This is a genomic window from Nitrospira sp. (assembly GCA_024760525.1).
Taxonomy (GTDB): Bacteria; Nitrospirota; Nitrospiria; order Nitrospirales; family Nitrospiraceae; genus Nitrospira_D.
Map to the genome: position 1 here is coordinate 3,963,432 of CP060499.1, position 14,342 is coordinate 3,977,773.

A 14,342-nucleotide genomic window follows, 5' to 3' on the forward strand; every position below is an offset into this window, starting at 1 on the left:
TTGAGAGAGGACAAACGCTTTTCAAGAGAGCCTGCAGGCTGTTCAAAAAGGCCGGGTTTTCACCCGTCCAACCCCAGAGCGTCAAGACGCGCGCTTCCACGGGGCAGCCGAAGCAAGGTCCGCGGGGCGACGAATACGGAGCCTGCCGTTTGCGGATGGGTGCGAGGTTATGAGCGCCCAGTATCTTAGAGGCGAAGGGGAATGACGTGCTCCTATCGCTGACCCTCATCGTTCCATTTCTCCTCCTGGCCGCCGCCGGCATCGTGATGCTCGGCGGTAAGACGCCGCGTTTCACCCGTGCGAAGGCGGCCGCCTATCCCGTCGGTCTGGCGTTCCTGGGCTCCATAGGCATCCTGACGCTGATCCCATCGCAGGGTCCTGTCACCGTTCGGTTCTATGATCCGGCTTCCGTCACGGCCTTCATTATTCCCATCGGTTTCTATGTCGACCGGCTGAGCGCGGTCATGATGACGTTGATCACGGGCGTGAGCACCATCATTTACTGCTACTCGACGAGCTACATGTACCAGGATGGGCATGCGCGCCGATATCTCGCGTTGATTTGCCTGACCGACTTCGTCCTGATCTGCATGGTCTCGAGCGGGAACCTCATGATGCTGTTTCTCTTTTGGCAGATCCTCAGCTACCTGCTCTACCTGCTTGCCCATAACCATATCCACCCTGGGACGTTGGCGGGCGCATTCAAGACGTTCACGCTGCTGCGTGTCGCCGATACGGCGTTTCTTGCCGGTATTGCGCTCGCGTATCAACTCTACGGCACCCTCGAATTCCAAGAGTTGTTTGCCAGAGCGGCTGTCACGCCCATCACCCTTTCGATTCTGCCTGGAATGGAGGTCAGCGCGACAACGGCCGTGACGTTTCTCCTTTTTATCGGGGCGATGGGCAAATCCGCCCAGTTTCCTCTGCATCTGTGGCTGCCGGGATCGCTGTTCGCCCCCACGCCGGTCCACGCATTGCTGCACGCGGGCATCATCAATGCCGGAGGCTTTCTCATCAACCGTCTCGCGCCACTCTTCGGAATGAGCTCAACCACCCTGCACACCGCCTTCGTCATCGGAACCCTGACGGCCGCCCTCGGCGCGACGATGATGCTGGCGCAAAACGACATCAAGAAGACGCTGGGCTTCTCCACGATCGGCCAAATGGGCTATATGATCATGGAATGCGGCCTCGGCGCCTTCTCGCTGGCCGTGTTCCATCTGATCGCCCATGGCCTCTTCAAGGCCACGGTCTTCCTCAATTGTGGAAATGTCATCCATAAGGCGCGCCAGGAGCCGCATTTTCCTCATGCAGACCATGCAGATGACGGGGCGGGATTCTCTCGCTTGACCTGGTCGACGGGGTTTGTAACGACACTCTTTATTCCGCTGCTTATCTTATTGGTCACGCATGGAGTCCTGCGCATTCCATTGCTGGAATCACAGGGAACCGTTATTATCCTGTTTTTCATCTGGATCACCTCGTCCCAAGCGATCTTGACGCTCACGCGACTTCGTGCCGTGGCTTCATGGAAGGTGTCGGTCATCATGTTGCTGACGCTCCTCTTCATCGTGTTCGTCTATTTGTTCGCCGTCGAGTCGTTCACCGCATTTCTCTACCCCAACCCGGATGAAGTGGCCTCCTATTTCAAGACCGCCGATCTCCCGGACTGGCTCTTCGACCTCATTGTCGTGATGGCTGCGTTCATGACGGTCTTGGGCTGGACCTATCTCTACATGCGTGCCCACGGTCGGACGGTCTGGATGCCGGCTTGGATCGAAAGTATCAGGATTCGGCTCTATACGGTGTTCCTGAATCGGATCTATGCCGATGAGCTCTATCAGTTTGTCGGCTCGATGACCGCGCAACTGGTTCATCGGATCGACAAGCTGGAACGCGGGTGGTCTCGATGATGGACGTGTTCATCCCATGGCTGTGCGCCGGGATTCCGTTCGCGGGTGCACTCGTCTGTCTGGCGTGTTGGTCCGATCCCTACCGCGTGAAGATGTGCGCGATCATCAGTTCCGTCATCAGCCTTGCGTCGATCACCGGCGTGGCCAACCGGCTCCCGACTCTGCCCGATGGCCTCTTGCCGCTCTATTTACTGCCCATCGCAGCCGTCGTGTCCGCATTAGGCCAGCCGGTTCACGAGAACCATCGGCTCTCCTGGACCATGACCTTAGTCTGTCTCGGTTTAGGAATGGCCGTGCTCACCGGCGGGAATTCGATCGGCCCGCTCTGCCTGATTTCGCTCATGCTGATCATCATGTTCCTTCTGTATCGCCATCACACCACGCTCTGGCCCATCTCCTGGTGGGGCATCGGCTCCTTCGGTGTCGGTGTTGCCGGCGCGGCCCTGTCTCTCGCGGCTGGACCGCCCATCTCATCGGTGGCATCCTTGGCGACCTGTGCCGTTCTGTTACCGCTTATGCCTTTTCATGACGGGTACCTGACGGCGCTGACCAGGCTCCCGGGTAGCTTGCCGCCGTTCATTGTGTTGCTGCTGCCCGTGCTCGGCCTTCATGGACTGGCGACTGCCATGCCGACGATCCCGAACGAATTCGTTGCGGTCGTCAGCCTCCTGGCCCTGGCCAGCGCGCTGTACGGGGCGATCAAGGCGTTGGCCCAGTCGCGGGTCCGTCTCTTGGTGGGCTACGGCAGCGTCTCGTTCTTTTCGATCCTCTGGTGGTTTGTGGCCGGAGCCCATACGGCGACGCCGCGCGCGGTCGTGCTGGCCGGAGCAGTCGGCCTGGCCACCGGCGGGCTATTAGTGGCCTGGCAGGTGATCCGCACGAGATACGGCGACGATGTGGATCCGCAGTCCATCAGCGGCCTGGCCGCGGCGATGCCCAAATATGCGGTTCTGTTTTCTCTGTTGGGCCTGGCCGCGATGGGAATCCCGCCCTTCGGAGTGTTCGCTGGATTCATGGGATTGCTGCTGACGGCCCCTCCCTCGTCAACGATCGGCCTCTTCATCGCGCTTGCGGCTTGGCTGGCCGCCTCCTGGTACATCATGCAAATGATGCAACAGTTGCTCTTCGGCGCTCGCCGGCCGGATTTACGGTATGCCGATCTCCGGCAACCTGAATTTACTTCACTGTTGATTGTGGTGCTGGCCTTGCTGGCGCTCGGCCTGGCCCCGACCCACTGGTATGCCTCGAATCAGGTTCCGAATAAGACCGCCGCCATGGAGCATTCTCTCGTATGGAACCGCTAGAGCACGTGACTGACATTGAGTCCAGGCGGATGGAATTGCGCGGGGTCGTCCGTCTTGCTGGGGAAGTCATTGCGCAGTACTGGCCGATGAGGACCTTCGTCCATCACAATCCATTGCACAGCATCGAGTATCTGCCCTTCGAAGAAGCCGTCAAGCGCGGAAAGCAGTTCATGGGCGGTAACGGGTATCTTCCCAGCCATCTGTATCGTGAGTATCTCAAGGCCGGCCGAATCCGGCCCGCTCATCTCGATGACGCGCTCAAGCCGCGTGTCATCGACAAGCATGTGACCATCGGATCGCACGTCGTCACGCACGGCTCGGTCTTGCGCGCTTGTTTGGCTGAGGGACTGTGTGCTCCGGCCATGGAACCGCTTGACGATCAACTTGAAGATCCCGACAGGCCGCTGATCGACGCACTGGCCCATAAGCTGGAATGCGTGCTGCTTCCTTTTTCACTGGATGATCGCATCCGCAAAGTCGTGGATGAGAGCCACGCCGCGCTTTGCAAATGGCTCACCCTTTCGCACTGGTGCGACGACACGCTCGGCACACAGATCGTCCAGCAGATCAACGAACAAATGATCAAGTGGTGCGGCGCCTTCCTGGACGAGGGCCATGCCACATGGGTCATGCCGGGACGCGAAAAGGGGCTGTATGAAGCCTGGAAGGCCATGGCCTCCCACGAATGGTCTCCCTGTGGGATCAAAGACAGTTCCAGGAAGATTGCGAAGCTGCCGGACTATCCGGAGGACGCCCTTCTCGAAAGCCTGGGTGCACTGGGGATTCCTGATGAACTGCTTCAAGATTACTTATCATTACAATTGACCGCGCTGCCGGGGTGGGCCGGCTTCATTAAATGGCGAGGCGAGGAACGTGACTATCCGTGGCAACAGGCCAATCCGGTAGGCCTCGTCAAATTTTTAGCCATTCGACTCTGGTATGCGCGAGAACTGGTGCAGGCGGCGTGTCAGGACTATCTGGGCATTCAGGGTCGACTTGACGCCATCTCTGCCTACATGCGCGACTATCCCGAAGAATATTATCTTCGACGGCAGCGGGTGGCCGGCCGGTTGCCCGCCCTCTACGCCGAAGAAGTTGACCGGCTTTCACATCGGAAAGGGCAAAGCTGGAACAATATCCTCACACGGTACCGTGCCGAGGTCATTCCCCGGCTGCAAGCGGCCTCTCGTCGCGGGGCCGCACGCCGGCTTCTCGCCTTGGCCCATTCCTTGACCATTGATGCAACGGCACTCGTTGAAAGCACCCCGGCGGATCTCAAACAAGTCGTCGACTGGTTGGAGGCATTCCCCGAATCGGACCATGGACCCGTATGGCTCAAGGCCCTGGAGGCCGGCTACCAGGAACAGCTGTTGGGACACTTGCGCGCGCGCACCGAGCATACCGCGCCCTCTGAGACGGCTCGCCCGTACTCACAGTCGGTCTACTGCATCGACGTGCGTTCCGAACCGTTCCGCCGCCATCTCGAATCGGTCGGCCCGCACGAAACGTATGGCTTCGCGGGTTTCTTTGCCGCCTTTATCCGCTATCGAGCCTGGGGAAAGGAGCATGATACGGAACAGTTCCCCGTGATCATGCGGGCGAAGAACGAGGTGCGGGAAATTCCGCGTAGCTATCTCGATCATAAGGTATCGCAGCACGCCGCACGAGCCAAGTGGGTACATGCAGGTCACACGCTCTTGCACGACCTGAAAGAGAATGTCGTGACTCCCTATGTCATGGTGGAATCGCTGGGGTGGTTTTACGGCCTGCCGATTTTCGGCAAGACGTTGGTCCCGGCGCTCTATCAGCGCTGGACCGCCTGGTTGCGACGCCTGCTCGTCCCCTCATTGGCCACCACACTGACGATAGACAAACTGGCGCCTGGTGAAACCGCCGAGATGCTCGAAGCGGAACAACACGCCGTGATCAGGGAGGCGTTGCACGAACACTTCGGACTGCGCAGTTCCCGTATCATGCCCACGCTCGTGGAAGGGTTACGGCAGCGTGCGTTGACCGTGGAAGGAGACCCGGAGCCTCCGATCGGTGCCGAAGAAATCGAGCGGGCCGGTCTCACACCGGAGACGATCAACGCGTTTGTCGAAATCCTACGCCGGCAATACGATCTGACGACGAGATCCGCGTCACGACACAAGGAACGGCTCACCCGGACCGGGTTCACCTTGGAAGAACAGGTTCTGACTGTCGACACGGCGCTCCGTATGATGGGGCTGACCAAGAATTTCGCCCGGCTCGTCCTCTTCTGCGCCCACGGGAGCACGTCGGACAATAATCCCTACGAATCCGCGCTCGATTGCGGGGCCTGCGGCGGCAATGAGGGCAAACCTAATGCACGTGTCCTCGCGATGATGGCGAACAATCCCAGGGTTCGTGAGCGAATCGCCAAACTGGGAATCAACATCCCCTCCGACACGCATTTTCTCGCCGGCCAGATGGATACGACGACCGATGCCGTACAACTGTTCGACCTTGAAGACGCCCCCCCGACCCATCGCGCGGATATAGCCCGACTCCAAGAAGACCTCAAAGATGCCTCTGTGCTTACCAGTCAAGAACGCTGTGCGCGCTTTCCCGATATCCAACACGTGCTCAATGAGGCGGAGGCCGAAGCGCATGTCCGCAGGCGGAGCATGGACTGGAGTCAAGTCAGGCCGGAGTGGGGCCTGTCAAACAATACGTCGTTCCTGATCGGACGAAGGGAACTGACCAAAGGACTGGACCTGGGCGGTCGCGTCTTCCTGCACTCGTACGACTATCGAGAAGATCCCAGCAACCGATTGCTCGAGGTGCTGCTCACGGCCCCGCAGGTCGTGGCGCAGTGGATCAACATGGAACACTATTTTTCGGCGGTGGACAACGAGGTCTACGGAAGCGGCAGTAAGATTTACCACAACGTGGTGGGACGGTTGGGCATCATGTCGGGCCCATGGAGCGACCTTCGGCTTGGATTGGCCAGGCAAACCGTCATGAGCGGCGAAGGCGCCTATCACGAGCCGATGCGGCTGTTGACGATCATTGAGGCGCCGCGTGAGCGGATCGACAAGCTCATCGCGCGGCACGAAGTGCTCCGGCATTTCTATCATAATGAGTGGGTGCACCTGATCGCTCTCGATCCTGAAAAGAGGATATGGTATCGGTATCGGCCCACCGGCGAGTGGAGCGCGATCGAGGAGCAGGTGTACAGTGCAACCCCTGATTCGTGAAGGACTCGCCCCGCGGTTACTGCGGAGCGTAGCGTGGACGACGACAGCTGTCATCAGAAGAAGGCCGAGAAAGGAGCGATGTAATGAGCTTGACGTTGCATCCAATGAAGGAAATCCGCGTGATTGTGGGAGGCGAACACCGTCCGTTCGTCACTGAGTTGCTCGACCGCGTCAAGGCTACGGGGTATACCATCATCGGCAATGTGTCCGGGAAAGGACATCACAGCATACGCGAGGCTCACTTCATGTTCAGCGAGCAGGAGAGCCTCGAGATGATCATGACGGTCGTGCCGGAAGAGAAAGTCGAGCCGATTCTCGCCGGTCTCCGGCCGCTTTTCGAGCGGCATTCCGGCGTCATGTTCGTGTCAGATGTCACCGTCAGTCGCCAGGAATACTTTGGGAAAAAACGGTAAGAGCCCTGACGTCGGGTTCCTCACCTTCTTAGCCTTCCCCATTTGTGCGGTTCCTCGTGATTCACTCACACCTGAAAGGCCCGAGGAGTGCGCGCGCCGAAGCCAAGTGAACGGAGGCCTGCTTGGAACGGTCTATAAATCGACTGAATGGTGGAGAGAAGTTCAATACGTCGTGCGACAGGAGGAAACACACGTAACGGCCTGCACCTGCCGCTGACCATGCGGAGAAGCTTGCTGCTTAAGGCGTCAAATCAATTCCCGACATGGAAAAGAAAACAGCTTTAAGGGAATAGGACGCCCCTGTGAACTCTTGAGTCGAGCGGTGTGGAAGGCCTTCAAAGCGTTGACCGTGTTGTCAACTTGATCGTCAGGAAGCACAGCTAAGATGACCGAATTGCTTCCAGGATAGAAAAACGATCCAACCACATCCCCTGTTTCTCCTTTTCCCGTCGCATTGGGGATCAGAGTATACGCCTCCATATGACATTCACGCAGCACTTCTTGTATATCGCTGGTCATTGACGAACGAAACACAAGCATTAGGGCAACCATAATTTAATTCCCCATGGAAGGCCGTTATAGCTCCCAGCGGCCTCGCTATAAGTAGAGAAAGTATCACTTCTTCGTCATGGCATCATCACTCGGCGTGGCAGCCTCACAACTCTTCGCCGGTTTTCAAGGAATAGTCACTGCTTCCCCAGCGGGAATTCAATGACCAAGCCACCCATAATGTCACCTATCTGAAAGTCCTTCTTAGGACTGTTGGGATGGTTGTTGTGGCAGGCCACGCAGGCCTGCCTGATGGCTCTATCGGCATACACCGCATGAAAATATGTTTGGTCATCGATCTTGACCGTACGAGTAACAGGCTGTTCCGGTCTCGCGGCCACGGCTTCCAGGCCGCTCTTATCCAGAGGGTCGCGCGGGCCATTTTTTCGGTTGATGGGCCACAGACTGATCAATCGGTAACGGATTCCCGTGACTTTCGTAGCGAACATCTGGCTTGTTTCATTAATGACCTGAACAGGCAGTGGTACGGTTTTCTTTTGGGTGCGCCATTCTCCGTCCGCTTTGACTCCTTCCTGCTCTTCTAGGCGTTCGACGACATGAGTCGCATAGAAGTCACGGTGGGTTTCAATAATAGCATGTATATAATCCGCAACCGTTTCCGGGGAAACGCCCGGTGCGTCTGCGGCGTCGACCCTCACCGTGAACCAAGTAAGAACGATCATTGGAATGACTGTTAACGGACCGATCCATTTCATGATTTCCTCTTCCAGCTTAGCGTGGGTGGCAAACTGGGACACCAGTAGGCACTCGGATTGTCCTTACTCCTTATCCAGTCCCTTGAGCCAATATGACGACGAGGCAACCCCCATGAGCCGTGCATGAGACATGCGTTCAGAGCTTGCTCGTGATTATTATGGAACATGGGGTTTCGTCAGATCATTGTAGGGTTTTGCTGATTCACCGGTATTGACGTCGATTCCCCCCGCCGGTTTCGGTTTGTCGAGATCGGAATATTGGAAAATACCGAACGGCTGAATCTGATCATCGGATGGGAGTTGACCACGGGTCCATCCCCCGCCGAACGCACGAATGAGATCGACGGTAGACTTCAGCAGTTCCGTCTTAATTTCCACCGAGCTGATGCGGGCTTCAAGGGTGGCGAGCTGCGCGTAAATCACTTCAAGACTGTTCGCCAACCCTCCCCGATAGAGTTGCATCGTGAGATTTTGTGTTTTGAAGTTTGCTCCGACCGCCGCATCCTGCCTCTCTCCGGCAACCGTCAGACGGTTTGTCATAGTCAAATTGTTCGCCACTTCACGAAAGGCTTTGAGTACGGTCACTCGGTACAGATCTTCCGTCTCGCGATAGGCCGACCAGGCCTGTTGCAATTGTGCGCGGCGGTAGCCACTCTGAAAGAGCGGGACCGAGAACGTCGCGCCATAGGACCAGAAGCTGTTCGCGAGCTTGATCAAATCCAGGCCCTTCTCTTCAAATCCGCCGTCAAGCCGGAACGAGACATTGGGGAAAAAGGCGGCCCTGGCAATCCCAATGACTCGGTTCGCCTCAGCCATGCGTCGCTCCATCATGGCGACGTCGGGTCGGCGCTCGAGCAAAGTGGACGGAATAGTTCCAGGGATCGCGAACTTCGCCATCCGGAGCTCATCGATCGGCTCAATCGAGAAACTGTCCGGCGTCAAATTAAGCAGCACAGCGATCGCCTGTTCAGCCACCTGACGCTGGCCTTCAATTCTCGCCAATCTCGTCTCTGTGCCGTAGAGCAACGATTCGACACGGGCGACGTCGAGTGCCGAGGCGATCTTACCGGCGAACTGAGTTTTGACAACATTGAGCGTATCTCGGTAGAGATCAATCGATTGCTTATAGATCGCCGTCTGGGCGTCGAAACCACGCACAGTGAAATAGTTTGCCGCGACCTCGGCTTGCAGACTCAACCTCGCAAGGCCATATTCGGCCGCACGTTCTTCGGCACGGTAGATCTCCGCCTGTGCAGCATTGCGGAGAGCCGACCAAAAATCAGGCTCCCAGGATGCAATGCCGCCTGGATCCACGGTGCTGGACTGCAGCGGACTGTTTTCGGGACGAAAGATCCGATCGAAAGATTGTCTCCTGTGAGAAGCGCCCATCTCGAGACCGATGCGAGGGAAGTACTGCGACCGGGCCGCCATCATGATATCGCGGGCTTGGACAAACCGTTCGGCAGCGGCTTGCAGATCCGGATTCGCCGCCATCGCCTGTTCAACAAGCTTTTCCAGCACCGGATCGTTATACAGTTTCCACCAATCCGGACGGAGTGCTCCATCGGCCGGTTTTGCCTCCACAAAGGGACTCGAACCGTGCCACGAGTCAGGAACGACGTATTGCGGGGGGTCATATTTTGGCGCCAGATTGACCGCCGGGAACCAACTACAAGCCGACAACGTCAGGATCACCAGCACGCAGCTGCTTCGCCATAACCGAGTCGGCCGGGTATATGTCATTGTTTGTCTGTTTGCAAACCGGTAGCGATCGGGGTTGCCCGTCATAATCATCATGTCCGTTATCTTCTGTTAGAAAGAGATTGGGATGGCTATTTCTTCAAGGCAGCCGTCTCCGGCATTTTCTCTTTTGGATTCATTATGTCGTACCCGGCTGCTGGTGTAACGACGCGCACCTTGTCTCCTTCGAGCAACGCGGCACTTGGATTATTTATGATTCGGTCGCCGTCGGAAATACCCGACGTTAGTTCAATGACGTTGTCGAGGATTTTGGTGACCTCAATCGGTTTGAAGTGAACCCGCTCGTCCTCCGTCACAACGGCCACTTGCGTGCCGTGTTCCTGAAATACCAATGCGCTGGTGGGAATCGTCGTCACGCCTGATTCCACCGGAGCGGTCAGACGAACTGTGGCGTAAGAACCCGGCCAGAGCGCTCGGTCCTTGTTGTCTATGGTAAAGACAGTGACCGCCGTGCGTGTGTTCACATCGAATCCCTTCGCCACGGTCAGAAAGTTGAAGGTGAAATGACGGTTGGGAATTTGCGGTACGGTGACATCCGCCGACACTCCGGGATTCAGGAAGGGCCCGAAACGTGACGGCACGTTCACGAAGAGCCGCAATTTATCCACCACAGCAACGGTAAACAAGTTGTTTTTTGCATTGGTGGTGTTGATGCTGCCTTCTTTGGACACCAAATCACCGACATTGATGTTCCGCTGAATTACGACTCCATCGAAGGGGGCCGTAATCTTTTTAAACCCGATGAAGGCCTCAATGTTCTTGACCTTTTGTTCCGCTGCCGCGACCTTCGCCGCCTCGGCCTGCGCCTCGGCGAGTTGGACGGAGATGGCTTGCTCGGAGAGTGCTTGATGTTCCCGCATAGCCACGTAGCGCTTGGCGGTCAGTTGAGCCAGCTCGTTCCTGGCACGTTCAGATTGCAGATCCGCAATCGCCTGCTTGTAATCCGCATCGAGGTCCGGCGTGTTGAGTTCGGCGAGGACGTCGCCTTTCTTCACATTGTCACCGTAGTCCTTGTACCACGCTTTCACATAGCCTTCGACACGCGCATAGATGGGCGCCTCGTACCACCCCTCAACCGTGCCGGGCAGCGTGATGGTGTCGGTCGGCTCCGACCGCTTCGCGGACGTAAGGGCCACAGGGGTGACGGCGCTCTGCAGAGTGTCCGCCTGCAATGCGGCGGCCTCGTGCTGGTTCTCGCTGAAGCGATACACGAGAGTCACGAGTCCCACAAGGACGATGATGACTAGGAATGATTTTCTACCTAAGTTATTCATATTGCACACGCTCCTTTTGAGGAACAGCTCGACGGTTGTAGATGATGGCATAGACGCAGGGGACAAAGAACAGTGTGAAGAGGGTCGCCACTGTCAATCCTCCCATGACGGCTCGACCAAGCGGCGCGTTTTGGGAATTGGCCGTCGCCATCGGGAGCATACCGATGATCATCGCGGCGGCGGTCATGAGTACCGGACGAATGCGTGCTTTCCCGGCTTCAACCGCAGCCCGTATCGCGTCGCCGTGGACGGCGAGCCGCTCACGGGCATATGCGACGAGCAAGATGGAATTGGCGGTGGCCGTGCCCATCGTCATGATGGCCCCGGTCATCGCCGGCACGGAGATATACGTTTTGGTCACGAAGAGGGACCACGCGATGCCTGCAAACGCGCCCACCAACGCTGTAATGATGATGAAGGGATCGAGCCACGATTGGAAATTGACGACGATGAGTAGATAGACCAGCAGGATGGCGATTATGAGACCGCCGCCCAATTCGACAAAGGCATCGTGCATGACTTCGGATTGGCCATGGATTTCGACTTCCGCCCCGCGGGGCAGGTCATCTTTCATGATCTCCGCTATATGGCGAACATCCGCGAGCACCCCGCCGAGATCCCGTCCCTCCGCAGACACCAAGACGTCGATCATCGGCAGGAGATTCCGATGCGTCACCACACCCGGTGTTCCGATCAAGGAAAGGTTGGTCATATTGCCCAGCAATTGCACACCGGTTGCCCCACCTTCCTCACGACCGCGATCTTCCGGAGCGACCGGGATCGTTTGGAGATCTTTAATGCTCGTCAGCTGTGGCTGAGGGGTATAGACATTGAGGCGGTAAGACTGTTGGGTCGAGCGGTCGAGCCAATATTTCTGATCGATCTGCTGGCTGCCGGCGGTTGCCAGCAGCATGTTGAAGCCGAAGTCCCTCTGGTTCAGATTCAAGCCGAGGGCGAATCTCCGGTCACCTTCGACCAAGATGGTCGGCTGGAACATGGTTTGATAGATATACACGTCGGCGGCGCCCGGGATCTGGCGGAACTTGCCCGCCAATTTTTGCGCATACGAGTAATTGGCATAGAGGTCCGGCCCATTGATTTGCAGGTCGATGGGCGCGAGCGAGCCGAAGTTCAGAATCTTATCGGTCAGATCAGCCGGCTGAAACGTGAATTCGGTTCCTGGATAGCGCTCTGTCAAACGTTGACGGAGAATCTGCCGATACTCCCACACCGGTGATCGTAGATCCTTGAGCGTGATGGTGAGGTCGCAATCCTGCGTGCCGATCGTCGGCGTAGGAATGAACGCGAGGTTATGCGCTCCGACCGGGAGGCCGCAATTACTCACCACCGCGTCGACGTTACCGTGCAGTAATTCCCTGACGTCATCCGAGACGCGGGCAGCCACACGACCTGCGGCCTCGATCCGCAGCCCGAGCGGCGCCCGCATGTGCATCTGCAACAAGCCGCCTTTGATCTGAGGGAAAAACTCTTGCCCCTCGAAGTAAAACAGACCGAGCGAGGCCACTGCGAACACCATCGAGATTGCGACGAACCCCACGCGATGGGCGATCACCTGTTCAAGTTGCGCTGTATAACCATCGCGGAATCGGTCGAAGGCATTCTGGAACCCATGTTGGAAGCGGGCAAAGATGCCGCCCTCCGGCCCGGTCGCGTGATGAACCTTCAAAATGTACTTCGCCATGGTCGGCACGAGGGTATAGGTCAAGATAAAGGAGGCCAACATGGCGAAGACGACGGCCTCCGCCATCGCCGGGAACACCCAACCGGCAATGCCGCTCAGATGGAACAGTGGGACCCACACGATCGTGATGGCAAGGGTGGCGACGAACGTGGGAAGAATGATCTGATTCGCGGCGTCGATGATCGCCTCTTCCAACGGCTTGCCCATGGCGAGGTGGGTATCGATATTCTCGATCATGACCGCGGCGTTGTCGACGAGAATGCCGACCGCCAACGCTAATCCGCCTAGAGTCATGATATTGATCGATTCTTCGAGCATATGGAGACCGATGAGAGAGCAGAGGATGGAGAGTGGGATCGAGGTGAGCACGATGACGGTCGGGCGCCAAGAGCCGAGCATCACCAGCACGATGAATCCGACGAGTGCGGCGGCAATGACCATTTCGTGCACCACATCAGCGATGGCATCCCTGACGAATTCCGAGGAATCGCTGATCAGACTCACCTTCACATCAGGAGGAACGACCTCCGAGATGCGTGGGATCATTTTCTTGATTCCATCCACGATATCGATGGTCGACGCCTCGCTGCTCTTCATGACGACGACGATGACGGCCTGTTTGCCGTCGACCAGCACGGAGTTCGTTTGTACCCGGCCGGCAAGGCGGACCGTGGCCACGTCGCGCAGGTGAATGAACGAGTTACCGTCTCGCTTGATCGGGATGTCGTCGAACTCTTCAATCTTCAATGGGGATGCATTCGTCAGAACAAGCCAGTCGGTTTCCTTGATCTTCATGTCCCCGCCGGGCAGCACGAGATTCTGCTTTTCAATGGCTTGGTGCACGTCCTCCGTGGTGAGGTTACGGGCCAGCAGTTTATCCTGATCGACATTGATCATGACCTGCATGTCTTGCCCCCCGTAAGGGTGCGGCAGGATGGCGCCGGGGATGGTGACAAGCATGGGGCGAATTCGCATGACGCAGAGATTGTAGAGCTCCGCCGGCGTTTGAACATCGGATTCCACTTGCAACACGGCGACGGGCACTTGGGAAGGAAACAGCCGCATAACCATGGGCGCGGCAACATCCGGCGGTAAGGCTTTGACGGAGGTCTGGGAGATCCCCACGATATCGGCCTCGCTCCCAGCCAGATCGACTCCATCCTGAAGAAAAATATTAATGATGGAGTGGCCGAAGTACGACGTGCTCACGATGGTCTTGATGCCTTCGACCGTCTGCGTCAACATTTGTTCGAACACGCGCGTGACTCGCCCCTCTGTCTCTTGCGGCATCAGGCCATCGTAGAGCCAGACCACGGAGCTGACGGGCATCTGGATATTTGGGAAGACGTCGGTCGGTGCCTCGACGATCGTCAACGCTCCGAATACGAGGATGAGAATAGCCAGCACTACGAAGGTATAAGGTTTTTTTAAGGCAACCTGGACAAGCTTATTCATGCCGGAAACTCCTACTGTCTCTGTAACAAAATAG

8 protein-coding genes are annotated in these 14,342 nt (G+C 57.3%); 4 read left to right on the plus strand and 4 right to left on the minus strand.

From position 1 onward, the window contains the following. Positions 1-266: 266 nt before the first annotated feature. The 4 genes from H8K04_18595 (at position 267) to H8K04_18610 (ending at position 6,851) form a co-directional block, all read left to right on the plus strand. Positions 267-1,913 (plus strand): NADH-quinone oxidoreductase subunit L, encoded by a 1,647-nt coding sequence (locus H8K04_18595; protein ID UVT18043.1) that lies wholly within the window; start codon positions 267-269, stop codon positions 1,911-1,913. Next, on the plus strand, positions 1,910-3,217 hold the full coding sequence (locus tag H8K04_18600) for a hypothetical protein (protein UVT15782.1): 1,308 nt from the start codon (positions 1,910-1,912) through the stop codon (positions 3,215-3,217). Before H8K04_18595 ends, H8K04_18600 begins: the two co-directional genes overlap by 4 nt. Further along, the gene (locus H8K04_18605; protein UVT15783.1) at positions 3,205-6,438 is read left to right on the plus strand and encodes a DUF2309 domain-containing protein; all 3,234 of its coding nucleotides are present in this window, start codon (positions 3,205-3,207) and stop codon (positions 6,436-6,438) included. Before H8K04_18600 ends, H8K04_18605 begins: the two co-directional genes overlap by 13 nt. Positions 6,439-6,521: 83 nt before the next feature. Then, positions 6,522-6,851: a P-II family nitrogen regulator gene (locus tag H8K04_18610; protein ID UVT15784.1), complete on the plus strand. Its 330-nt coding sequence runs from the start codon at positions 6,522-6,524 to the stop codon at positions 6,849-6,851. A gap of 686 nt (positions 6,852-7,537) precedes the next feature. Here the strand turns inward: H8K04_18610 and H8K04_18615 are convergent. The 4 genes from H8K04_18615 to H8K04_18630 form a co-directional block, all read right to left on the minus strand. After that, positions 7,538-8,116: a DUF3365 domain-containing protein gene (locus H8K04_18615; protein ID UVT15785.1), complete on the minus strand. Its 579-nt coding sequence runs from the start codon at positions 8,114-8,116 to the stop codon at positions 7,538-7,540. A gap of 156 nt (positions 8,117-8,272) precedes the next feature. Next, positions 8,273-9,859, minus strand: coding sequence for an efflux transporter outer membrane subunit (locus H8K04_18620; GenBank protein UVT18044.1), 1,587 nt, complete (start codon positions 9,857-9,859; stop codon positions 8,273-8,275). An 89-nt stretch (positions 9,860-9,948) separates the two neighbouring features. Beyond that, positions 9,949-11,151 carry an efflux RND transporter periplasmic adaptor subunit gene (locus H8K04_18625; GenBank protein UVT15786.1) on the minus strand — a complete coding sequence of 401 codons (1,203 nt, stop codon included), beginning with the start codon at positions 11,149-11,151 and terminating at the stop codon, positions 9,949-9,951. Continuing rightward, positions 11,144-14,308 (minus strand): efflux RND transporter permease subunit, encoded by a 3,165-nt coding sequence (locus H8K04_18630; protein UVT15787.1) that lies wholly within the window; start codon positions 14,306-14,308, stop codon positions 11,144-11,146. Before H8K04_18630 ends, H8K04_18625 begins: the two co-directional genes overlap by 8 nt. Positions 14,309-14,342: the final 34 nt, after the last annotated feature.

Bases quoted from the DNA above. Each gene is read 5' to 3' on its own strand.
- H8K04_18595 (UVT18043.1), top strand. From the start codon at position 267: ATGCTCGGCGGTAAGACGCCGCGTTTCACCCGTGCGAAGGCGGCCGCC.
- H8K04_18600 (UVT15782.1), top strand. From the start codon at position 1,910: ATGATGGACGTGTTCATCCCATGGCTGTGCGCCGGGATTCCGTTCGCG.
- H8K04_18605 (UVT15783.1), top strand. From the start codon at position 3,205: ATGGAACCGCTAGAGCACGTGACTGACATTGAGTCCAGGCGGATGGAA.
- H8K04_18610 (UVT15784.1), top strand. From the start codon at position 6,522: ATGAGCTTGACGTTGCATCCAATGAAGGAAATCCGCGTGATTGTGGGA.
- H8K04_18615 (UVT15785.1), bottom strand. From the start codon at position 8,116: ATGAAATGGATCGGTCCGTTAACAGTCATTCCAATGATCGTTCTTACT.
- H8K04_18620 (UVT18044.1), bottom strand. From the start codon at position 9,859: ATGACATATACCCGGCCGACTCGGTTATGGCGAAGCAGCTGCGTGCTG.
- H8K04_18625 (UVT15786.1), bottom strand. From the start codon at position 11,151: ATGAATAACTTAGGTAGAAAATCATTCCTAGTCATCATCGTCCTTGTG.
- H8K04_18630 (UVT15787.1), bottom strand. From the start codon at position 14,308: ATGAATAAGCTTGTCCAGGTTGCCTTAAAAAAACCTTATACCTTCGTA.